The organism is Azospira sp. MPR-E4, assembly GCF_058809645.1.
In genome coordinates this window covers 69,671-90,223 of sequence record NZ_JBXAST010000001.1, presented here as the reverse complement: position 1 = coordinate 90,223, position 20,553 = coordinate 69,671, and the positions used below count along the sequence as shown (strand labels likewise).

General features: G+C 66.4%; 24 protein-coding genes. 1 reads left to right on the top strand and 23 read right to left on the bottom strand.

Annotation, left to right across the window (positions count from 1 at the left end; translation table 11 throughout):
• Positions 1 to 48: 48 nt before the first annotated feature.
• The 12 genes from AC1RTA_RS00450 to AC1RTA_RS00395 all read right to left on the bottom strand — a co-directional run bounded on the left by AC1RTA_RS00450 (position 49) and on the right by AC1RTA_RS00395 (position 8,880).
• The gene (locus AC1RTA_RS00450; RefSeq protein ID WP_235832395.1) at positions 49 to 402 is read right to left on the bottom strand and encodes a hypothetical protein; all 354 of its coding nucleotides are present in this window, start codon (positions 400 to 402) and stop codon (positions 49 to 51) included.
• 40 nt (positions 403 to 442) lie between these two features.
• Positions 443 to 637, bottom strand: coding sequence for a Fe-S cluster assembly protein IscX (iscX, locus tag AC1RTA_RS00445; RefSeq protein ID WP_014237431.1), 195 nt, complete (start codon positions 635 to 637; stop codon positions 443 to 445).
• A gap of 10 nt (positions 638 to 647) precedes the next feature.
• Positions 648 to 989, bottom strand: a complete 342-nt coding sequence (gene fdx / locus AC1RTA_RS00440) for an ISC system 2Fe-2S type ferredoxin (RefSeq protein ID WP_014237430.1) — start codon at positions 987 to 989, stop codon at positions 648 to 650.
• Positions 986 to 2,866 (bottom strand): Fe-S protein assembly chaperone HscA, encoded by a 1,881-nt coding sequence (hscA, locus tag AC1RTA_RS00435; RefSeq protein ID WP_014237429.1) that lies wholly within the window; start codon positions 2,864 to 2,866, stop codon positions 986 to 988. The genes fdx and hscA overlap by 4 nt, the downstream gene beginning before the upstream one ends.
• Positions 2,866 to 3,396: a Fe-S protein assembly co-chaperone HscB gene (hscB, locus tag AC1RTA_RS00430; protein WP_014237428.1), complete on the bottom strand. Its 531-nt coding sequence runs from the start codon at positions 3,394 to 3,396 to the stop codon at positions 2,866 to 2,868. Before hscB ends, hscA begins: the two co-directional genes overlap by 1 nt.
• Positions 3,397 to 3,556: 160 nt before the next feature.
• Positions 3,557 to 3,880: an iron-sulfur cluster assembly protein IscA gene (iscA, locus tag AC1RTA_RS00425; RefSeq protein WP_014237427.1), complete on the bottom strand. Its 324-nt coding sequence runs from the start codon at positions 3,878 to 3,880 to the stop codon at positions 3,557 to 3,559.
• Positions 3,881 to 3,914: 34 nt separating this feature from the next.
• Positions 3,915 to 4,304 (bottom strand): Fe-S cluster assembly scaffold IscU, encoded by a 390-nt coding sequence (gene iscU / locus AC1RTA_RS00420; protein ID WP_014237426.1) that lies wholly within the window; start codon positions 4,302 to 4,304, stop codon positions 3,915 to 3,917.
• A gap of 23 nt (positions 4,305 to 4,327) precedes the next feature.
• On the bottom strand, positions 4,328 to 5,536 hold the full coding sequence (locus AC1RTA_RS00415; protein ID WP_130458434.1) for an IscS subfamily cysteine desulfurase: 1,209 nt from the start codon (positions 5,534 to 5,536) through the stop codon (positions 4,328 to 4,330).
• A gap of 43 nt (positions 5,537 to 5,579) precedes the next feature.
• Complete coding sequence (locus tag AC1RTA_RS00410; RefSeq protein ID WP_152089260.1) at positions 5,580 to 6,737, bottom strand: cysteine desulfurase family protein; 1,158 nt, start codon at positions 6,735 to 6,737, stop codon at positions 5,580 to 5,582.
• A 16-nt stretch (positions 6,738 to 6,753) separates the two neighbouring features.
• Positions 6,754 to 7,230: a Fe-S cluster assembly transcriptional regulator IscR gene (gene iscR, locus AC1RTA_RS00405; protein ID WP_014237423.1), complete on the bottom strand. Its 477-nt coding sequence runs from the start codon at positions 7,228 to 7,230 to the stop codon at positions 6,754 to 6,756.
• A gap of 60 nt (positions 7,231 to 7,290) precedes the next feature.
• Positions 7,291 to 8,046 carry a serine O-acetyltransferase gene (cysE, locus tag AC1RTA_RS00400; RefSeq protein ID WP_130458432.1) on the bottom strand — a complete coding sequence of 252 codons (756 nt, stop codon included), beginning with the start codon at positions 8,044 to 8,046 and terminating at the stop codon, positions 7,291 to 7,293.
• 54 nt (positions 8,047 to 8,100) lie between these two features.
• On the bottom strand, positions 8,101 to 8,880 hold the full coding sequence (locus AC1RTA_RS00395; RefSeq protein WP_492783686.1) for an RNA methyltransferase: 780 nt from the start codon (positions 8,878 to 8,880) through the stop codon (positions 8,101 to 8,103).
• Between the two features lie 101 nt (positions 8,881 to 8,981).
• Between AC1RTA_RS00395 and AC1RTA_RS00390 the strand changes: the two genes are divergently transcribed.
• Positions 8,982 to 9,785 carry an inositol monophosphatase family protein gene (locus AC1RTA_RS00390; RefSeq protein ID WP_014237420.1) on the top strand — a complete coding sequence of 268 codons (804 nt, stop codon included), beginning with the start codon at positions 8,982 to 8,984 and terminating at the stop codon, positions 9,783 to 9,785.
• Between the two features lie 84 nt (positions 9,786 to 9,869).
• Here AC1RTA_RS00390 and AC1RTA_RS00385 read toward each other — a convergent pair whose 3' ends face one another.
• From AC1RTA_RS00385 to AC1RTA_RS00335, 11 genes are all read right to left on the bottom strand, one after another.
• Entirely contained in the window at positions 9,870 to 12,794 is a 2,925-nt protein-coding gene (locus tag AC1RTA_RS00385; RefSeq protein WP_492783685.1) for a putative bifunctional diguanylate cyclase/phosphodiesterase, read from the bottom strand.
• Entirely contained in the window at positions 12,795 to 13,736 is a 942-nt protein-coding gene (locus AC1RTA_RS00380; RefSeq protein ID WP_492783684.1) for a substrate-binding domain-containing protein, read from the bottom strand.
• Positions 13,737 to 13,921: 185 nt separating this feature from the next.
• On the bottom strand, positions 13,922 to 14,143 hold the full coding sequence (locus AC1RTA_RS00375) for a YMGG-like glycine zipper-containing protein (protein WP_130458429.1): 222 nt from the start codon (positions 14,141 to 14,143) through the stop codon (positions 13,922 to 13,924).
• Positions 14,144 to 14,170: 27 nt separating this feature from the next.
• Positions 14,171 to 14,755, bottom strand: a complete 585-nt coding sequence (locus tag AC1RTA_RS00370) for an outer membrane lipoprotein (RefSeq protein ID WP_014237416.1) — start codon at positions 14,753 to 14,755, stop codon at positions 14,171 to 14,173.
• Positions 14,756 to 14,782: 27 nt separating this feature from the next.
• Positions 14,783 to 15,118: a hypothetical protein gene (locus AC1RTA_RS00365; RefSeq protein ID WP_014237415.1), complete on the bottom strand. Its 336-nt coding sequence runs from the start codon at positions 15,116 to 15,118 to the stop codon at positions 14,783 to 14,785.
• A gap of 225 nt (positions 15,119 to 15,343) precedes the next feature.
• Positions 15,344 to 16,705 carry a sigma 54-interacting transcriptional regulator gene (locus tag AC1RTA_RS00360; protein ID WP_014237414.1) on the bottom strand — a complete coding sequence of 454 codons (1,362 nt, stop codon included), beginning with the start codon at positions 16,703 to 16,705 and terminating at the stop codon, positions 15,344 to 15,346.
• Between the two features lie 2 nt (positions 16,706 to 16,707).
• Entirely contained in the window at positions 16,708 to 17,160 is a 453-nt protein-coding gene (locus tag AC1RTA_RS00355; RefSeq protein ID WP_287875473.1) for a hypothetical protein, read from the bottom strand.
• 39 nt (positions 17,161 to 17,199) lie between these two features.
• Positions 17,200 to 18,636, bottom strand: coding sequence for a HAMP domain-containing sensor histidine kinase (locus AC1RTA_RS00350; protein ID WP_130458427.1), 1,437 nt, complete (start codon positions 18,634 to 18,636; stop codon positions 17,200 to 17,202).
• Between the two features lie 98 nt (positions 18,637 to 18,734).
• Positions 18,735 to 19,301 (bottom strand): YceI family protein, encoded by a 567-nt coding sequence (locus AC1RTA_RS00345; protein ID WP_287875475.1) that lies wholly within the window; start codon positions 19,299 to 19,301, stop codon positions 18,735 to 18,737.
• 75 nt (positions 19,302 to 19,376) lie between these two features.
• Complete coding sequence (locus AC1RTA_RS00340) at positions 19,377 to 19,955, bottom strand: YceI family protein (RefSeq protein ID WP_492783683.1); 579 nt, start codon at positions 19,953 to 19,955, stop codon at positions 19,377 to 19,379.
• 50 nt (positions 19,956 to 20,005) lie between these two features.
• The gene (locus AC1RTA_RS00335) at positions 20,006 to 20,545 is read right to left on the bottom strand and encodes a cytochrome b (RefSeq protein WP_014237409.1); all 540 of its coding nucleotides are present in this window, start codon (positions 20,543 to 20,545) and stop codon (positions 20,006 to 20,008) included.
• Positions 20,546 to 20,553 lie beyond the last annotated feature (8 nt).

Genomic DNA, 20,553 nt, shown 5'->3' with positions numbered 1-20,553 from the left:
CCCCGCAGTGCGGGGCTTTTGTTTTGGGCGGCAAATGCTTTCCCGGGGCTACAAGCCGGCCAGGGATTCTTCCCGCTTGCGGCGCAGACCTTCGGGCATGCGCAGGGTCTGGCGGTCCCAGCCCTCCAGGTCGAGCACCCGGTCCAGGCACTCTTCCAGTTCCGCATGGGCGGTGTTGGTGGAGGCGGCGATGAGCTGGTGCACCGGCCGCTCGCTGCTCGGCGCCTCCAGACAGTCCTGCTGGTAGCGATAGAGCCCGCGCAGGTCGCGGATGGCCGCCGCCACCTGGGCCGGACAGGCACACATGTAGATGGTTGCCTCGTCGATGATCCGTTCCAGTTGCTGGTCGCTGAAGCGCTGTTCCATGGTCGTGCCTTCCCTGTCCTGATTGCTTCGTTCCACCTCGGCTGCGGGCGGAGTCAATTCACCCGCATCACCCGAATTACTCGGCCTCTTCGATCCAGGCACCCTGGATGGCTTCCAGGATTTTCTCGCCGCAGTGCTTGGGATCGTCGTTGAATCCGGGCAGGGCCATGACCCAGTTCATCAGGTCCACGAAATTGATCTTGGTGGGGTCCACGTCCGGATGGGCGTCGGCGAGTTCGATGGCGATATCGTTGATGTCGGTCCATTTCATGGCGCTCTCCTCAGTGCTTGCCTTCCTTGGCCATGTTGATGGTGTACTTGGGGATTTCCACCACCAGGGGCGTGGCCTTGACGATGGCCTGGCAGGACAGGCGGGAATTGGGCTCCAGGCCCCAGGCCTTGTCCAGCATGTCCTCTTCCAGATCCTCGGCCGGTTCCAGGGAATTGAAGCCTTCCCGGATCACCACGTGGCAGGTGGTGCAGGCACAGGACTTCTCGCAGGCATGCTCGATTTCGATATCATGCTGCAACAGGGCATCGCAGACGCTGGTGCCCGGTTCGGCCTCGATCACGGCGCCCTCGGGGCACAGCTCCTCATGGGGCAGGACGATGATCTGGGTCATTCTTCTTCTCCGATTTTCACGTCGTCCACCCGCTTCCCGGCCAGGGCTCGCTTGATGCTCTGGTCCATGCGGCGGGCGGCAAATTCATTGGTTTCCAGGGCCAGCAGGTCCATGCCGTGGTTGATGGCATGGCGGTCCTCGCCCTGAATGACGGTGCGCAGCTTTTCCAGGGCCACATCGACCCGGGCCCGTTCGCCCGCATCCAGCAGGTGGGGGTCTTCCTTGAGAGCCGCTTCGGTGGCTTCGAGCAGGCGGTCGGCCTCGACCCGAGCTTCCTGCAGGGCGCGGCGGAAGGCGTCGTCCTTAGCGTGCTCCAGGGAGGATTGCAGCATGCCGGTGATTTCGTCGTCGGTGAGGCCGTAGGACGGCTTCACGGCCACGGAGGCCTCCACGCCGGAGGTCTGTTCCCGGGCGGTGACGGAGAGCAGGCCGTCCGCATCCACCTGGAAGGTGACGCGGATGCGCGGCGCCCCGGCCACCATGGGGGGAATGCCCCGCAGTTCGAAGCGGGCCAGGGAACGACAGTCGGACACCAACTCCCGCTCGCCCTGAACCACGTGGATGGCCATGGCGGTCTGGCCGTCCTTGAAGGTGGTGAATTCCTGGGCCCGGGCCACGGGGATGGTGGAATTGCGCGGGATGACCTTCTCGGTCAGGCCGCCCATGGTCTCCAGGCCGAGGGACAGGGGAATCACGTCCAGCAGCAGCCAGTCGTCGCCGGGATTGCGGTTGCCGGCCAGCAGGTTGGCCTGGGTGGCGGCGCCGATGGCCACCACCTTGTCCGGGTCCAGGTTGGTCAGGGGCTCCTGGCGGAAGAACTCGCCCACGGCCTTCTGGATGGCGGGAATGCGGGTGGCGCCGCCCACCATGACCACGCCCTTGACGTCGGTGGGACGCAGGCCCGCATCCCGCAGGGCCTTCTTGCAGGGCTGCAGGGTCTTGGCCACCAGGGTCTGGGTGATGTCGTTGAAGACTTCGGCGGAAAGCTTGAGGTTCACCAGTTCGCCGCTGGTGAGCTTGGCGGTGATCGGAGCCTCGTTGTGTCCGGTCAGGTATTCCTTGGCTTCCCGGGCCTTGGTCAGCAGCAGGCGGGCGTCCATGGCGGCCAGGGGCGCCAGCTTGGCGGTCTCGCTGATCCAGCAGAGGATGCGCTGGTCGAAATCGTCGCCGCCCAGAGCGGAATCGCCGCCGGTGGACATGACTTCGAAAACGCCCTTGGAGAGGCGCAGGATGGAAATGTCGAAGGTGCCGCCCCCCAGGTCGTACACGGCGTAGATGCCCTCGGAGCCGTTGTCCAGGCCGTAGGCGATGGCGGCGGCGGTGGGTTCGTTGAGCAGGCGCAGGACGTTGAGGCCGGCCAGGCGGGCCGCATCCTTGGTGGCCTGGCGCTGGGCGTCGTCGAAGTAGGCGGGCACGGTGATGACGGCGCCCACCAGTTCGCCGCCCAGGGCGGCTTCGGCCCGGGTGCGCAGCACCTTGAGGATGTCGGCGGAGACCTCCACCGGGCTCTTCACCCCGGCCCGGGTCTTCAGCCGCACCATGCCCGGCGCCACCTGGAAATCGTAGGGGGCGGATTCCACGTGGCCGATGTCTTCCAGGCCCCGGCCCATGAAACGTTTGACGGAGACGATGGTGTTCTTCGGGTCCCGGGCCTGCTCGGCCTGGGCCTCGATGCCCACCACCACCTCCCCTTCCGGGGTGTAGCGCACCACGGAAGGCAGCAGGGCGCGGCCGTCCTCGTCGTTGAGGACCACGGCCATGCCGCTGCGCACGGTGGCGACCAGGGAATTGGTGGTACCCAGGTCGATGCCCACCGCCAGCTTGTGTTCGTGGGGCAGTTCGGACTGGCCGGGTTCGGCGATTTGCAGTAGGGCCATTATTGGTCTTCCAGGGCCACCAGGGCCTCGTCAATATCGTGTTGCAGCTTTTCCAGGAACATCAGGCGGCGGGTCAGGTCGGCCGCTGCCGGGTAGTCGGCCTGCTGGTCGAACAGGGCGCCCAGTTCCGCATAGCGTTCGGCAATCTGGTCCCGCAGGCGGAAATGCAGGTCTTCCAGTTCATCCACCTGGCCGGCCTGCCGCGCCTCTTGCACGGCTTCGCGCCATTCCATCTGCTCCATGAGGAAATCCACGGGCATGGCGGTGTTGTTTTCGGCGCCCACGTCCTGGCCCGCCAGATGCAGCAGGTACTGGGCCCGCGGCAGGGGCTTCTTCAGGGCCTGGTAGGCCTCGTTGACCCGGGTCGCCCATTGCATGGACAGGCGCCGGTCCGCTTCGGAAGCGTCGGCGAACTTGTCCGGATGCACCTGGGCCTGGGCCTCGCGGAAGCGGGCATCGAGCACGCCCAGGTCCACATTGAAGACCCGGGGCAGCCCGAAAAGGGTGAAATGATCAGCGTTGAAATCCATGGCGGCCCCGATTGTATTGTTTTTTGGGCGGATCAGGCTCCACCCGCGGGCAAAGCGCAGCCAGGGCTAGGCGCGCCCCAAGAAGATGTCCCCAGGGAATCCCTGCGGGACAGGGCAAGCAGCACGACAAGCCCGGGCAATGACGCCCAGGCAAGCCGCCTCAGACCTTGAAGCTTTCGCCGCAGCCGCACTGATCCTTGACATTGGGGTTGTTGAACTTGAACCCCTCGTTCAGGCCTTCACGGGCATAGTCCAGCTCGGTGCCGTCCAGGTAGGGCAGGCTCTTCGGATCCACCAGCACCTTGACGCCGTGGCACTCGAAAATCTGATCGTCTTCGGCCAGTTCGTCAGCGAACTCCAGCTTGTAGGCCATGCCGGAGCAGCCGCTGGTGCGGACGCCCAGGCGCAGGCCGATGCCCTTGCCGCGTTTGGTGATGTAGTTGGCCACGTGCTTGGCCGCCTGCTCGGTCAGTGTAACCGCCATGATGTGTTCCCCTTGGAAAACTGGACAATAAAGCTCAGTTGTCTCCGTGCTTCTTCTTATAGTCGGCCACCGCCGCCTTGATGGCATCTTCCGCCAGGATGGAGCAGTGAATCTTCACCGGCGGCAGGGCCAGTTCTTCGGCGATGTCCGTGTTCTTGATCTCCAGGGCCTGATCCAGGCTCTTGCCCTTGACCCACTCGGTCACCAGGCTGGAGGAGGCAATGGCGGAACCGCAGCCGTAGGTCTTGAACTTGGCGTCCTCGATGACGCCTTCCTTGTTGACCTTGATCTGCAGCTTCATGACGTCGCCGCAGGCGGGGGCGCCCACCATGCCGGTGCCAACGCCGCCCTCTTCCTCCTTGGTGAAGGAACCGACGTTGCGGGGATTTTCGTAGTGGTCCAGGACCTTGACGCTGTATGCCATGATGATTGCTCCTTAATTCAGGTTCAGTGGGCAGCCCACTGGACGGTATTCAGATCGATGCCTTCCTTGAACATGTCCCACAGGGGGGACAGTTCGCGCAGCTTGCCCACCTTGCTGTGCAGCAGCTTGACCACGAAATCCACCTCTTCCTCGGTGGTGAAGCGGCCGATGGAGAAGCGGATGGAACTGTGGGCCAGTTCGTCTTCCCGCCCTAAGGCACGCAGAACGTAGGAAGGTTCCAGGCTGGCGGAGGTGCAGGCGGAACCGGAGGAAACGGCCACGTCCTTGATCGCCATCAGCAGGGACTCGCCTTCCACGTAGGCAAAGCTCATGTTCAGGTTGTGGGCGACGCGGTGCTCCAGATCCCCGTTCACGTAGACCGCTTCCATGTCGGAAAGTCCCTTCAGCAGCTTGTCGCGCAGGGCGGCGATGCGCTTATTTTCCTCGACCATCTCTTCCTTGGCCAGACGGAAGGCTTCGCCCATGCCGACGATCTGGTGGGTGGCCAGGGTGCCGGAGCGGAAACCGCGCTCGTGGCCGCCGCCGTGCATCTGGGCTTCCAGGCGGACGCGGGGCTTGCGGCGGATGTAGAGGGCGCCGATGCCCTTGGGGCCGTAGGTCTTGTGGGCGGAGAAGCTCATCAGGTCCACCTTGAGCTTGTCCAGGTCGATATCCACCTTGCCGGTGGCCTGGGCCGCATCGACGTGGAAGATGATGCCCTTCTCGCGACAGATCTCGCCGATCTCGGCGATGGGCTGGACCACGCCGATTTCGTTATTCACGAACATCACCGATACCAGCACGGTGTCGGGACGGATGGCGGCCTTCAGCACTTCCAGGTCGATCAGGCCGTTTTCCTGCACGTCCAGGTAGGTGGCGGAGAAGCCCTGGCGCTCCATTTCGCGCACGGTGTCGAGCACGGCCTTGTGCTCGGTCTTGACGGTGATGATGTGCTTGCCCTTGCCGGCGTAGAAATTGGCGGCGCCCTTGATGGCCAGGTTGTTGGATTCGGTGGCGCCGGAGGTCCACACAATTTCCTTGGGGTCCGCATTCACCAGGGCGGCGACCTGCTCCCGGGCCTCTTCCACGGCGGCCTCGGCTTCCCAGCCGTAGCTGTGGGAGCGGGAGGCGGGGTTGCCGAACTTCTCCACCAGGAAGGGGATCATCTTTTCCGCCACGCGCGGATCCACGGGCGTGGTGGCCGAGTAGTCGAGGTAGATGGGCAGTTTCATGTTCTCGTCGCTCCAAAAAGGTTTTGCACGTTCTTATTGTCCGTTACGACGCCATGGCCGTGAGGCTGGTCAGGCGTTCCAGGGTGCCCTTCAGCACCCCGAGAAATTCTTCAATCTGGGCCGCCGTACTGGTGGCCCCCAGGCTCACCCGCACCGCGCCCCGGGCCAGTTCCGGCGCCACGCCCATGGCCATGAGGACCCGGGAAGGCTCCGGATTGGCCGAGGAACAGGCCGCACCGCTGGCCACCGCAAAACCGGCCCGGTCCAGGTAGCCCACCAGGGTTTCGCCATCCACACCGGGAAAGGCGAAGTAGCTGGTGTTGGGCAGGCGCTCGGCGCCGGCACCGAAAATCCTGGCGCCCTGGTGATGCAGACCGGCTTCCAGTTGCTGTCGCAAATCCGCCAGCCGGCGTCGGTTTTCCTTCACGTTACGGGCCGCCAGGGCACAGGCTGCACCGAACCCGACAATGGCGGGGACGTTTTCCGTACCGGAACGCAAGTTCCGTTCCTGTCCGCCGCCGGCGATCAGGGGCTGCAGCTCGACCCGCTTGTCCAGGACCAGGGCCGCGGCACCCTTGGGGCCGCCGATCTTGTGGCTGGAAACGCTGAGGGCGTGGACGCCGGCCCCGTTGAGGGCGCGAAAATCCAGCTCCAGCTTGCCCAGCACCTGCACCGCATCGCTGTGAAACCAGGCGCCGGTGGGCCGGGCCGCCTGGGCCAGGGCGGCCACATCCTGCAGCACGCCGGTTTCGTTGTTGGCCAGCATCACCGACACCAGAGCCGGACGCCGGGCCAGAAGTTCAGCATAGGCGCCCTGCTCCACCCTGCCCTCGCCATCAACGGCCAGGGTAGCCACTTCCCAGCCCTGCCGGGCCAGCTGCTCCGCCGGACGGGCGATGCAGGGATGCTCCACGGCGGAGACCGCCAGCAGGCCGGGCCGCAGGCTGGCCGCCGCGCCCTTGAGGAACAGGTTGTTGCTTTCGGAACCGCCGCTGGTGAACACCACCTCGGTGGCATGGGCGCCGGTGGCCGCCGCCACCTGCTGCCGGGCCTCGTCCACCGCCCGCCGCGCCGCCCGGCCGTACTCGTGGCGGCTCGAGGCATTGCCGTACTGCTCGCGCAGATAGGGCAGCATGGCCTCCAGCACCTCGGGATGCAGCGGGGTGGTGGCGTTATGGTCCAGATAGACCGGGGCGAACATGGCGGCGATCCAGCTTTCAGGCGCGGACCAGGACTTCCTTGACCCGGGGCCGGGGACCAAGGCGCTGCCCCGTGAGCAGGGCCACCTTGTCCTGCTGCTTGCTCACCAGGTCGTGCAGGCTCACCGAGGCCAGGTATTCATACATCTTGGCATTGAGGGTGGACCACAGGTCGTGGGTCATGCAGCGGTGTTCTTCGTGGCAGTTTTCCTTGCCGCCGCACTGGGTGGCGTCCAGGGGCTCATCCACGGCGCGGATGATGTCGGCCACCGTCACCTGCTCCAGGGGCCGGGCGATACAGTAGCCGCCGCCGGGGCCGCGCACGCTTTCCACCAGGTTGTGGCGGCGCAGCTTGCCGAACAGCTGTTCCAGGTAAGACAGGGAAATCTTCTGCCGTTCGCTGATGCCGGCCAGGGTCACCGGACCCTCACCGCCACGGATGGCGAGATCGATCATGGCGGTAACGGCGAAACGTCCTTTGGTGGTCAAGCGCATTTTTAGGCCCTCCAGGAAATACCTGAGAATTTAAGTCAACTATACTGATACCCGGATTTATTAGTCAACTATTTTGCTCAGGTATTTGGGATCGAAACGGTCGGCCACCGCCAGTTCGTCCTCCACCCGCACGCCGGCCTGTTCCAGCTTGTGCAGCAGGGTTTCGATGCGCCGGTCGGTTTCCACCGCGTGGTCGAGCAGGCCGTGGATGGCCTTGGCCAGGGGGTCGTCCTGGTTCTGCTGGGCCACGGCGTAGGCGGAAAAGCCCATTTTCACGGCCTTCTCCTCCCGCTTCTGCTCCTGCTCGCCCTGGATGATGCGGGCCGGATTGCCGACGGCGGTGGCGCCGCCGGGCACATCCCGCACCACCACGGCGTTGGAACCCACCTTGGCGCCGGCACCCATGGTGATGGGCCCCAGCACCTTGGCCCCGGCGCCAATAACGACGCCGTTCTCCAGGGTGGGATGGCGCTTGCCCTTGTTCCAGGAAGTGCCGCCCAGGGTGACACCGTGATAGAGGGTGACGTCGTCGCCGATGACGGCCGTCTCGCCGATCACCACGCCCATGCCGTGGTCGATGAAGAAACGGCGGCCGATGGTGGCCCCCGGATGAATCTCGATGCCGGTCAGGAAGCGGGAGATGTGGGCGACGAAACGGGCCAGCCAGCGCAGGCGATGCCCCCACAGCCAGTGGGCCAGCCGGTGCAGGGTGATGGCATGGATGCCCGGATAACAGGTGAGCACCTCCAGCACGGACCGGGCCGCGGGATCGCGGTCGAAAACCGAGTGGATGTCTTCACGCAGGCGGGCAAACATGGATCAATACTCCTTGGATTTGTGGGGTTATCTTAAAATATCCCACTATTTTTATCAACTATTGTCCCAATTAATCTTGGCCCCGGGCAAGGGCTTCTCCGCCGCTGCCAGGATGCCGCGCAGGATGTTGATCTCGTCCTTCTCCAGGGCCGCCCGTCCGAACAGGCGGCGCAGCTTGGGCATGAGGCGGCGCGGACTGTTGGGATTGAGGAAGCCGGTGGCCGTCATCAGGCGCTCCAGGTGGGCGTAGAAACCTTCCACCTCCTCATGGCTGGCCGGCGGCGTGGCAAAGGGCGTGGCCAGGGAACTGACCGGGGGCGCCCCGTCGAAGGCCGCCTGGCGCACCTCGTAGCACAGCACCTGGACGGCGGCCCCCAGGTTGAGGGAACCGTAATCCGGGTTCACCGGCACCGTCACCAGCCGCTGGCACTGTTCCACCTCCGCATTGGTGAGGCCGGAAGTCTCGCCGCCGAAGACCAGGGCAATGTCGCCCTGCGCCGTCCACTGCAGCAGCTCGGGCACGGCCTGGCGCGCCGGCCGGGGAAGGGGCCCCAGGTCCCGCTGCCGGGCCGACAGGGCCGCTGCCAGGACGGTACCCTGCAAGGCCTCTTCCAGACTGGTGCAGATGCGGGCGTGCTCCAGCACGTCGGCAGCGCCGGAGGCCCGGGCGGTGGCTTCGTCGTCGGGAAACTGTTTCGGATTGACCAGGGTCAGGCGGGACAGGCCCATGGTTTTCATGGCCCGGGCGGCGGCGCCGATGTTGCCGGGATGGCTGGTGTTGCACAGCACGACGCGGATGCGTCCGAGCATCTCAATGGGGCTAATGGGGTTCATGGTGTAAAATGCCGGTTTATCCAAATGCTTAGGGCAGTCGCCGGCCGGGTCTACAAGACCGGAAGCCCGGAAACTGCCCCTTCGAGTTCTTTACAAAAGCCATGCATCCAACCCTGAACATCGCCGTCAAGGCCGCCCGTCGCGCCGGCCAGATCATCAACCGCGCCTCCAACGACATCGACCTGCTCAAGGTCGTTGCCAAGCAGCAGAGCGACTTTGTCACCGAAGTGGATCGGGCTGCCGAAGCCGCCATTATCGAAACCCTGCGCGAGGCTTACCCGAATCACGGGATTCTAGCAGAGGAGAGCGGCGCCTCCGTCGGACGGGATGAGGAATACCAGTGGATCATCGATCCCCTGGACGGCACCACCAACTTCATCCATGGCTTTCCCCAGTACGCCATTTCCATCGCCCTGGCCCACCGCGGCCAGGTGACCCAGGCCGTGGTTTACGACCCCATCCGCAACGAGATGTTCACCGCCACCAAGGGTGCCGGCGCCTTCCTCGACGACCGCCGCATCCGCGTCGGCAAGCGGGCCAAGCTGCAGGACGCCCTGATCGGCACCGGTTTCCCCTACCGCAGCTTCGACCACGTGGATGCCTATCTCAACATCTTCAAGGAACTGACCCAGACCTGCGCCGGCATCCGCCGCCCGGGCGCCGCCGCCCTGGACCTGGCCTGGGTGGCCTGCGGCCGTCTGGACGGTTTCTGGGAATTCGGCCTTTCCCCCTGGGACATGGCAGCCGGCACCCTGCTCATCACCGAGGCCGGCGGCCTGGCTACTGACCTGGCCGGCGAACCCGGCTATCTGGACAGCGGCAACGTGGTAGCGGGCAGCCCGAAAATCTTCGCCCAACTGCTGCAGACCGTGCAGTCCAACCGGGGCAGCAACCTGCCGCGCTGAGACGCCAAAGCACACCTCACCCGCTACGGGTATGAAAAAACGGCGCCTGCGGGCGCCGTTTCTCTTTTCCGCGATCGTTTTGCCTCAGCTTTCCGGCATGGGAACACCGCCCCGTAGCGGCACCGGCACATAGGCGGCAACCCAGGCCTGGAATTCCTCCGCCGGAACCGGCCGGCAGAAGTGGTAACCCTGGGCGATGTCGCAGCCCATGGCGTTGAGGATCAGCAGTTCGGCCTCGTGCTCCACCCCTTCGGCCACCACCTTCAGCCCCAGGCTGTGGCCCAGGGAGACGACGGCGTGCACGATGGCCAGATCGGCCGAATCGTTGACGATGTCCCGGACGAAGGAGGCATCGATCTTCAGCTTGTCCAGGGGGAAACGCTTCAGGTAGGACAGGCTGGAATAGCCGGTGCCGAAGTCGTCGATGGACAGGCGCAGGCCGGCCTGTTTCAGTTCGGCCAGGACGGCGCCCACCTGCTCCGGCTCCTCCATGACGATGCTTTCCGTCAGCTCCAGTTCAATGCGCCCGGCGGGTAGCGGATAGTCGCCGACGATGTCGAGCAGGTTTTCTTTGAAGTGCTTCTGGCGGAACTGCAGGGACGACAGATTCACCGCCACCGGTACCGGTTTCAGGCCCATGGCTGGCCACTGCTGGTCCCACTGCACCTGCTGGCGGCAGGCTTCGGCCAGGACCCAGTCGCCGATTTCCAGGATGGTGCCGGTCTCCTCGGCCAGGGGAATGAAGTCGGCCGGCGAAACGAAGCCCGAGTCGCCCCGCCGCCAGCGGATCAGGGCCTCGGCCCCCACCAGGCGGCCGCTGCGGATCTCCACCTGGGGCTGGTAGAAAAGCACGAATTCCTTGCGCTGCACCGCCCCCCGCAGGGAGTTCTCCAGGGCCAGGCGCTCCCCGGCCCGGGCGTTCATTTCCGGGCGGAAGAACTGGTAGTTGTTGCGCCCCCGTTCCTTGGCATGGAACATGGCCGTGTCCGCATTCTTGATCAGCCCCTCCTCGTCCTCGCCGTCCGCAGGGAAGACGCTGATGCCGATGGAGGCCGTCACCCGCAGCTCCTTGCCGGCGATGTTGAAGGGCGCCGTCAGCTGGGCCAGGACGGCGTCGGCCACATGGGCCGCGTCCTCGGAGCGGCGGATGCGGTGCAGGACGACGATGAACTCGTCGCCCCCCAGGCGGGACACCGTATCCGATTCCCGCACCGCATCCTGCAGGCGCTTGGTGACGCCCTTGATCAGCTCGTCGCCGACGGAATGGCCGAGGGAATCGTTGATGGTCTTGAAGCGGTCCAGGTCGATGAACAGCACCCCCACCTCATGCCCCTCCCGGGCGGCGGCGGCAATGGCCACGGTGAGCCGGTCCTGCAGCAGCATGCGGTTGGGCAGGCCGGTGAGAGGATCGTGCTGGGCCAGGAACTGGATGCGGTCCTGGGCCGCCTTGTGCTCCGTGAGGTCGGAGTAGATGGCGATGTAGTTGCTGACCGTCCCGGCGGCATCGGCCACGGCGCTGATGGCAGCCCACTGGGGATGGATGCGGCCATCCTTGGCCCGGTCCCAGATTTCCCCCTGCCAGTGGCCGGTCTCTTTCAGGCTGCGCCACAGATTGGCGTAGAACGCCTGGTCGTGGCGGCCGGACTGGAGGAAACGGGGCGTCTGCCCCCGCGCCTCTTCCAGGGTGTAGCCGGTGACGGCGACGAAGGCCCGGTTCACCAGCAGGATGCGGTTTTCCGCATCGGTGACGAAGACCGCTTCCCGGCTCTGTTCCAGCACGCTGGCCCACAGGCGCAGCTGGTCCTCTCGGCTGCGGATGGTGTGGGCCATGTCCTGCAGGGAATCGAAAAGACTGGCGAACTCGACGCTGCCCGGCGCCTGCCCGGCGATACCGTCGTACTGGCCGGCCTTGACCCGTTCCACGCTGGCCAGCAGGTTCAGCACCGGCCGGGAGATGCCCCGGTTGGCCAGGGCCTGGCTGAGGGGCACCACCAGGGCCCCGGCCAGCAGCAGCACCAGCAGCAACACCCCCAGGGTTTCCCGCACCTGCTTGTTTACGCCCTCCTTTTCCAGGACCAGGAGCGGATAGGCCTGTTCGTTGCCCAGCAGGGGCAGGGAAAACAGCATGAGGAAGTGCCGGGGCGTCTCCTGCCAGCCGCTCAAGGGATTGCCGGCATTTTTCAGGAGCGGCGCCGCCCGGCTCAGATCGACCTCGGAAGCCAGGGCCTGGATGTCCCCCACCACCTGCCCCTGGGCGAAGAGCAGGCCAAAGTGCAGCGGCGTGTAGCGGGTCACCTGTTCCAGGAAGCCCTGGCCCAGGGTCTGGGCCACCACCACCCGCCCGACCGTGAGGGGCTCGCCCCGGGGAAAGTGGCGGATCACCGGGGCGCTGGCCAGCAGCATCAGGCCGTCGGGCGAGCGGACCATGGCCTGGGTCGGCGGCGCACTACGGGCCAGGCCGGCAAGGAATTCCACCTCCACCGGCGTGCGCCCGGCGTGCCACTGGTTGGGCGCAAGGGAATCCTGCTGCCAGGCCAGGGGGGCACCGGCATTGTCGAAGGCCAGGAAGCCTGCTTCCTGGCCGTTCTTCTCCACCCGGCCGAAAGCCACCCACTGGCCCCGGCTGTCCACCACCACCAGGGACAGGTGGTCGGTGGCGCTGGAAAGGCGGGCCAGATCGCCGGCCAGGCGCTTCTTCTCCCCGTCGAACACCAGGGGATCGTAGTGCAGGGGATCGGAATAGCGGGACACCAGATTGAGGCTGGCCACCAGGGCCTCGTCCGCCGCCAGGCGCCCGGCCATCTGCTGCAGGAAGGACTGGCGGGCCCGGATTTCGGCGCTGAGGGCCCGCTGGGCGGTGGCGAACACCTGCCTGGTTTCCTCCCGGTGGAAACGCTCCACCCCGACGGAAAGCAGGGTGCCCACCACCGTCAGCACCAGGAAAATGCTGAGCAGCAGCAGGGCCAGCAGCTTGGCCTTGATGCTGGGAAGCCAGTTCGGGGCGGGCATCTAGAAAACCGGCTCCTGGCGGGCGCTACCCTGCCGTGTCACCAGTGCGCTGGGCACCACCACCCGCCGCGGAACGGGCCGGCCGGCGAGAATATCCCGCACCACCCGGGCCGTGGCCTCGGCGCTCAGGGGATAGGTGAAGGAGGCCCGCTGCTCGCCGTCAGCGATGGCCTGGCGCGCCTCCCGGATGTAGTCGATGCCGACGATGACCAGCCGGCCCGGATCGATGCCGTGCTTGCGCAAGGCCAGGCGGGCGCCGCTGGCCATGCTGTCGGACTGGGCGTAGATGGCATCGAAGGGGCGCCCTTCCTCCAGCGCCTCCTCCACGGCCTTGACCGCGTCGGCCCGCAGGTAATTGGCCGGGCGAATGCTGTGCAGGCGCAGGCCGGGGTGGCGGCGCAAGGCTTCGACAAAGGCGGCGGTGCGCATCTGGGAGGTGCTGGCGCCGGGAATGCCCTGCAGCACCAGCACCGTGCCCCGGCCCTGCAATTCGGCGGCGATGAAGGCGGCGGCAGCGGCACCAATCTGCCCGTCGTCGGGCCCCACCCAGGTGGTATAGGCGTCCCCCTCCACCCGGCGCATCAGCAGCACCACCGGGATACCCTGACGGTAAGCCTTGGCCAGCACGGGCGCCAGGGCCCGGGAATCCCGGGGACTGACGATCAGCACATCGACGCCACGGGCGACGAAATCCTCCACGTCGGCCACCTGCCGGGCCGTCTCGCCCTGGGCATCGGAAAAGACGAAATTGACGCCGGGCTGGCGATTGAATGCCTCCACCAGGGCCCGTACCTGGGCCAGGCGGTAGTCGTTGGCCAGGGTGTCCTGGGCGAAGGCCACCAGGCGGGGGCGCTCGCCCCCCTGGGCTCCCCCTGCGGCAGCCAGGCACCAAAGCAGCAGGGCCGGGAACAACCAGGCCCTTATTTTGTGATTCGGAAACATCCCACTCGCTCCCTGCCGACGGGCATTGCCGATGGTATTTTTTTCTATGACAAAAATACTAGCATGACCCGGGGCCGGCTGCGGCGGTGCACCAAAAAAAGAGCCGATGGTAGGCGCCCCCGCCTACCATCGGCTTACACAAGCACCCGGAAACCGGGCGCGGCTCAAAGGGATTCGGCTCGGCGTCAGCGACGCTTGGACAGCTCGTTGCCCACCAGGCCGCCGGCAGCAGCGCCGGCCACGGTACCCGCCGTGCTGCCGCCGGTCAGGGCGGAGCCGACGACACCGCCGACAACGGCGCCGGTGGCCACCCCGACCTGCTGCCGGGTGGGATTGCCGCTACAGGCGGACAGGGTCATAGCCAGGACGGCAGCGGCGACGAGGGCGAAGGATTTTGCGGTTTTCATGTTGTTCTCCACGGGGTTGGGATGGGTTCAGGGAATGGCGCTGACGTTGCCGTTCACCACCTTCACCTTGTCACCGGCGGCCACGGCGGGCACGTGGGACTGGGAAATGGTGCGGTAGGCGCCGTCATCCATGCGCACGGTGATGCGGTAGGCGGTCTGGCGGTTCATGTTCTTTTCGATGCTGTTGCCGGCATAGGCCCCGCCGGCAGCGCCGATCAGGGTCATGGCCGTATTGCCGCCGCCCCGGCCGAACTGGTTGCCCACCAGGGCGCCGGTGACGCCGCCGGCCACAGCCCCCAGGCCGCTGGCATTGCCTTCCAGCTGCACCATGCGCACCGTTTCCACCACGCCGCAGTTGGCGCAAGTGGACTTGGCGCTGGCGGCCCCCTTGGCGGCGGGCTTGCCGCCCTCCTCCGCCTTGGCGGCGTCCTTATCGGCCCCCTTCTCCTGCAGCTGGGAAGACGCCGAGGGAATGAGACCGGTAATGGCACCGATGCCCAGCAGGCTGAAGACGGTGAGAGAGACGGCGGCAGCCGTCAGCAGAGGATGCAGGCGACGGGCCCGCACCGGGGCCGGGGTCGGGGAATGGCCGATTTCGAAAGTGGAATCCATGGTCGCTCCTTGGCAGGGGGAACTGGCTTACCAGTCGTGGCGGTCGTGGTGGTGACGGTGACGATGCTTGTAGTGGCCGCGGTGGTAACCCCGGTCGTGGCGGTCGTCGTAATAGCCGCGGCGGCGGCCATCGTCGTAACGGGAACGGGTATTCAGGGAAACGCCGGCAGCCGCACCGAGGGCGCCGCCGACCATGGCCATGTCGCGGCCGCCGATGGCCGAACCGACGGCGGCGCCGGCCGCACCGCCAAGGGCGCCGCCAACCACGGCATCGCCGTCGATGCCACCGTGGGCATGGGCCGCATTGAACAGACCGGTGCTACCGATCAGCAGGGCCAGCATGACAACTTTCCTGAACTTCATTTTTATTCTCCTGGGCAAAAAGCGCCGCCTTGGGAGCGCGGCTTGCAACCGTTATTGCAACGGCCGTGCCAGGAAAAAAACTTCCTTGAAGATCAGTCGGTTAGGAGAAAACAAAAAGAACGGGCCGGCCCCGGAATTTCGGGGCGGCCCGACAGGGGCTGCCATCCTTGATCGCAGCCAATTGATTTAAAACGGATTTATTTTGTCGGGCCAGCCCGACGCCCCTCAGGCGCTGTCGCCGGCCCCGGGCTTGAACTGCTTGGCATCCAGCTGATGCCGTTCCAGCAGCTTGTAGAACTCAGTGCGGTTGCGCTGGGCCAGACGGGCCGCCTGGGTGACGCTGCCTTCGGTGAGGCGCAGCAGGCGCACCAGGTAATCCCGCTCGAACACCTTCTTCGCTTCGTCCAGGGAAGTGAAGGCGCTATCACCGGAGCGCAGGGCACCCTGGATCAGGGCCGCCGGCACCAGGCCGCCGCTCACCGGGGAGAGGGCCACCGCCTGCTCCACCACATTCTGCAACTGCCGCACATTGCCCGGCCAGGGCGCCGTCACCAGGGCTTCCATGGCATCCGGGGCGAAGGCGGTGACGGGTTTGCCGTAGCGGCTGGCCGTGCGCTGCAGGAAATGGTTGGCCAGCAGGGGAATGTCCTCGCGCCGCTCCGCCAATAGGGGCAGAGCCAGGGAGACCACATTGAGGCGGTAGTAGAGGTCTTCGCGGAACTGGCCGCTTTTCAGGAGTTCGTCCAGGTCCCGGTGGGTGGCCGAAACCACCCGCACATCCACCGGCACCGCCTGGGTGGCGCCCACGGGGCGTACCTGGCGCTCCTGCAGCACCCGCAGCAGCTTGGCCTGGAGGGACAGGGGCATGTCGCCGATCTCGTCGAGGAAGACCGTGCCGCCGTCCGCCTCCAGGAACAGGCCCTTGTGGTTGTAGGTGGCGCCGGTGAAGGCGCCCTTGCGGTGGCCGAAGAGTTCGGACTCCAGCAGGTTTTCCGGAATGGCGGCGCAGTTGATGGCGACGAAAGGCTTATCCGCCCGGGGGCTGGCCAGGTGGATGGCCCGGGCCAGCAGCTCCTTGCCGGTGCCGCTGGCGCCGGCGATGAAGACGCTGGCATCGGAGGCCGCCACCAGGCGGGCCCGCTCCAGCAGTTCCTGCATGGCCGGGCTGCCGCCCACCAGATCGGCGCGCCAGGGCTCGTTCTCGCCGCCGCCCTGGCCGGCGGGGGACGCCAGGCGCAGGGCCTGCTCCACCTGCTCCAGCAGGGCCTTGCCGTCGAAGGGTTTGGTGAGGAAGCCGAAGACGCCGCGGCGGGTGGCATCCACCGCTTCGGGAATGGTGCCGTGGGCGGTGAGCACGATCACCGGCAGGGTCGGGGCCCGGCGCTGGATCTCGTCGAACAGGGCGAGGCCGTCCATGCCGCCCATCTTCAGGTCGGTGATGACCAGCTGGGGCCGCTGGGCCTGGAACATGACCAGGGCCTGCTCGCCGCTGTCGGCGGTGCGCACCCGGTGGCCGGCGGTGGCCAGGCGCAGGGCCAGCAGTTTGAGGATGTCGGCGTCATCATCCACCAGCAGCAGTTCAGCCATGGCTATTGCCTCCCCTTGCGGCTGCGTTCGATGAGCTGGCGCTCGATGGACTTGAGTTCGTCCAGCTGTTCCTTCAGCTGCTGGGCCCGGCGTCCTTCCTTCAGGCGCTCGTTGAGCTGGCCCTGAACCAGGGTCGCCAACTGGCCGGCGGGACCGGCATGGCCGGCCAGGGGTTCAAGCAGGGCCAGGGCCCGGGACTTGTCCTCCAGGGCCGGCTGGGGCAAGGCCAGCAGCACCCCCAGGCGCAGGCGGTTGCCCAGGCTGCGTTCCCGGTTGTAGGCCTGCTGGGCGGACGCCAGCTCCCGCTTCTGTTCCTCGGCGTTGGCGGCGGCAGTCTTCTGGGCCAGGGCCAGGGTATCGAGCACCAGGCGGCTTTCGTCCACCGGCGCCGGCGGCACATGACTGCAGGCCCCCAGGAAGAGGCAGAGGCTCAGCAGCAGGGATGGGAATTTCATGGGTATGCGGTAAGACAAGGCAGTTCGGCTAGGGAGGGTTCAGCGCCCGGCGGCAGCGAGGGGCAGGCTGAGACGGAAACAGGCCCCGGGAGGGCCTTCGGGCAGCATTTCGAGCCGGCCCCGGTGGGCCTGGGCCAGTTCCCGGGCGATGGCGAGGCCGAGGCCGCTGCCGGGGACGCTGGCGGCGGCGGGGCGGCTGCCGCCCAGGTAGAACCAGTCGAAAATGCGTTCCCGGTCGTTGGGGGCGACGCCGGGGCCCTGGTCACGCACGTCCAGGCAGGCAAGGCCGTCTTCGGACTTCAGGGCGACGGCGATCATACCACCCTCGGGAGAGTACTTGACCGCGTTGGAGAGCAGGTTGTCGAGGACCGTGGCCAGCTTGTCCCGGTCGCCCCACACCGTCAGGGGCTCGCATTCGGCCTGGAAACGCAGGCCCCGGGCCTGGGCTGCCAGACGGTGATCGTCCAGCCCCCGGCCCACCAGCCGGGCCAGGTCCACCGGCACGAATTCGAGGCGCCCCAGTTCATCCAGGGCCCGCTGGGCATTGAGCAGGCGCTCGATCATGGTCTGCAGCTGGCGGCTCTTGCCCTGGAGGATGGCAACGATCTCCCGCTGGCCTTCGGAGAGGGAACCGGCGGCGCCGTCGGCCAGCAGCTCCGCCCCTTCGCGCAGGGCGGTCAGGGGCGTCTTCAGTTCATGGGAGACATGGCGCAGGAAGCGCACCTTCTGGGCCTCCAGCTCGTTCAGCTGCTGGCGCAGCCATTCCAGGCGCTGGCCCAGGCGCTCCAGGTCGGCCGGGCCGTGCACCGCCACCGGCGCCTGCAGGTCGCCGCCGCCGAGGCGGGAGACGGCGGCCTCCAGTTCCCGCACCGGCCGGGCGATGAGGGCGGCGGCCAGGGCCGAGACCACCAGGCCCAGCACCAGCATGGCCAGCAGCTGCTTCCACAGGCGCTGTTCCGCCTCCCCGGCCAGTTCGCCGAGGCGGCTCATTTCCCGGTCGGTGAGGGCGTCGCTGATGCGCTGCACGCCCCGGGCCAGGTCGGAAAGGGCGGCATAGTCTTCGGCCAGGCGGGCCTTGCCGCCCTGGATCTTCTCCAGGCGCTCGCGCAGGGCGGCCTCGGTGTCGATGGTGCGGTTCAGTTCCAGCAGCTGGGCTTCATCCAGGGGCAGCAGGGACAGCTCGCTGAAGGTGGTGCGAAAGCCTGCCCGCAGGGTGTCGTAGTCCGCCAGCAGGGACGGCTCCCCCAGCACCAGGTACTGGCGGGCGGAGCGTTCCAGGGCCACGGTCTGTTCCAGCAGCTGGCGGCTGGCCCGGGCCGCCTGGGCGGTCTGGCCCACGGCCTGGCGGCTCTGCTGCACCAGCAGGTTCACCTCCATGGCCGTCTGCACCAGGGCCACCACCAGAGGCAGGGCCGCGGCGAGAAAGGCCAGGGAGAGCAGCTTGAGAAAGGACTTGGGATAGAAGCGGGGAGACACGACGGGCCGGCGCGATATCTGGGGAGGCCCATTCTAAAGGCAAAAAGGCCCGCCGATGCGCCTTGCATCGGCGGGCCCGGAGGCAGCCTCGGGGAGGCTTATTCCTTGATGGCTTCGACGGCGATAGTCAGGGTGACGTCGTCGCCCACATAGGGAGCGTACTTGCCGGCGTTGAATTCGCTGCGCTTGATGACGGCGGTGGCGTTGGCGCCGCAGGCGTCCTTCTTCAGCATGGGATGGGGCATGCACTGGAAGGAGGTGACGCTGAGGGTGACCGGCTTGGTGATGCCCTTGATGGTCAGGTTGCCGTCCACGGACACAACCTTGTCGCCGTCAAAGTTCACCTTGGTGGACTTGTAGGTGGCGGTGGGGAACTTGGCGGTGTCGAGGAAATCCTCGCCCTGGATGTGGCCGTTGAACAGGGCGGAGCCGGTATTGACGGACTTCATGTCGATGGTCACCTCCACGCTGCCGCTCTTGGCGGCCTTGTCGATCACGATCTTGCCGCTGGTCTTGTCGAAATGGGAGAGCTGGGTGGAATAGCCGAAGTGGCTGTAGGAGAAGCGGGGGAAGGTGTGGCTGCCGTCCATCACATAGGTTTCGGGAGCGGCCACGGCGGCGAAGGAGGAAGCGGCGATGGCGACGGCGACGAGTTGCTTGATCATGGTTAATCTCCTGTAAGGGGTTTTCTAAGATTTCTCTGGGTACGGCTTGGGGTTGGGGCGATACAGCGGTACGGCTTACTTCTTGGCCGCAGCGGCAGCCGCCGCCACGACATGGAACTTGATCTGGATTTCATTGGCCACGGTGCCGAAGTCGGCCCACATGCCTTCGCCGATGGCGTAGTCGGCCCGCTTCAGCACGAAGGCGCCGTCGAAGACGCCGTTGGCCCCCTCCTGCTTGAAGGTGAAGGGTGCGGTGGCGTCCAGGGTCTTGCCCTTGATGCTCAACTTGCCGGCCACCTCGAAATGGTTGTTGCCGAGGGCCTTGACGCTGCTGGAGACGAAGGTGGCCTTGGGGAAGGCCTTGGTGTTGAACCACAGCTTGCTTGCCACTTCGTCATTGGCCTCCTGGGAGCCGGCATCGATGCTGGCCAGGTCGATCTCCAGGCTGGCCCTGGCGGCCTGGGGCTTGGCCGGATCGAAGGCGATGCTGGCGGCGCTTTTCCTGAACTTGCCATCCACGGGCACGTTCATCTGCTTGTAGGTGAAGGCGATCTGGGTCTTGTCGGCCTGCACCGCGTTGAACTCGACGGCCTGGGCCGGCAGGGCGAAGACGGCGGCGGCCAGGGCGGCGGCGCCGAGGGTTTGTTTGATCATGGTGTTATCTCCGTGACGTTGGGGTTGGCGTGCGTTTTTCTTGGTGCAGCTCAGGAGCGGCCCGGCAGCATGCGGCGCAGGGTGGCGTCCCGGTCCAGGAAGTGGTGCTTCAGGGCGGCGCCGGCATGGGCGGCCACCAGGGCCAGCAGCAGGAAGTTGAGGCTCACATGCACAGTCTTCAGCAGGTTGCCCAGGTCCGGGTCCTTGCCGATCAGGTCGGGGATGGGCAGCACGCCGAAATAGACGGTCTGGAAGCCCTTGGCCGAACTCATCAGCCAGCCCGTGAGGGGGATGGCGAACATCAGCAGGTACAGCAGGTGATGCACGCCCTCGGCGGCGAGGCGCTGCCAGGCCGGCATGGGCACGGGAGCCGGCGGCCGGTGGCCGAGGCGCCAGGCAAAACGCAGCAGCACCAGCAGGAACAGGCTGACACCGGCCCACTTGTGCCAGGAGTAGATCTGCAGCTTCTGCGGCGACAGGGGCAGGCCGGTCATGTAGAAGCCGACGCCCAGGGCGCCGAAGAGGCCCAGGGCCATCAGCCAGTGCAGGGCCTTGGCGGTGCTGCTGTAACGGTCGGTGCTGTGGTTCATGGTGATTC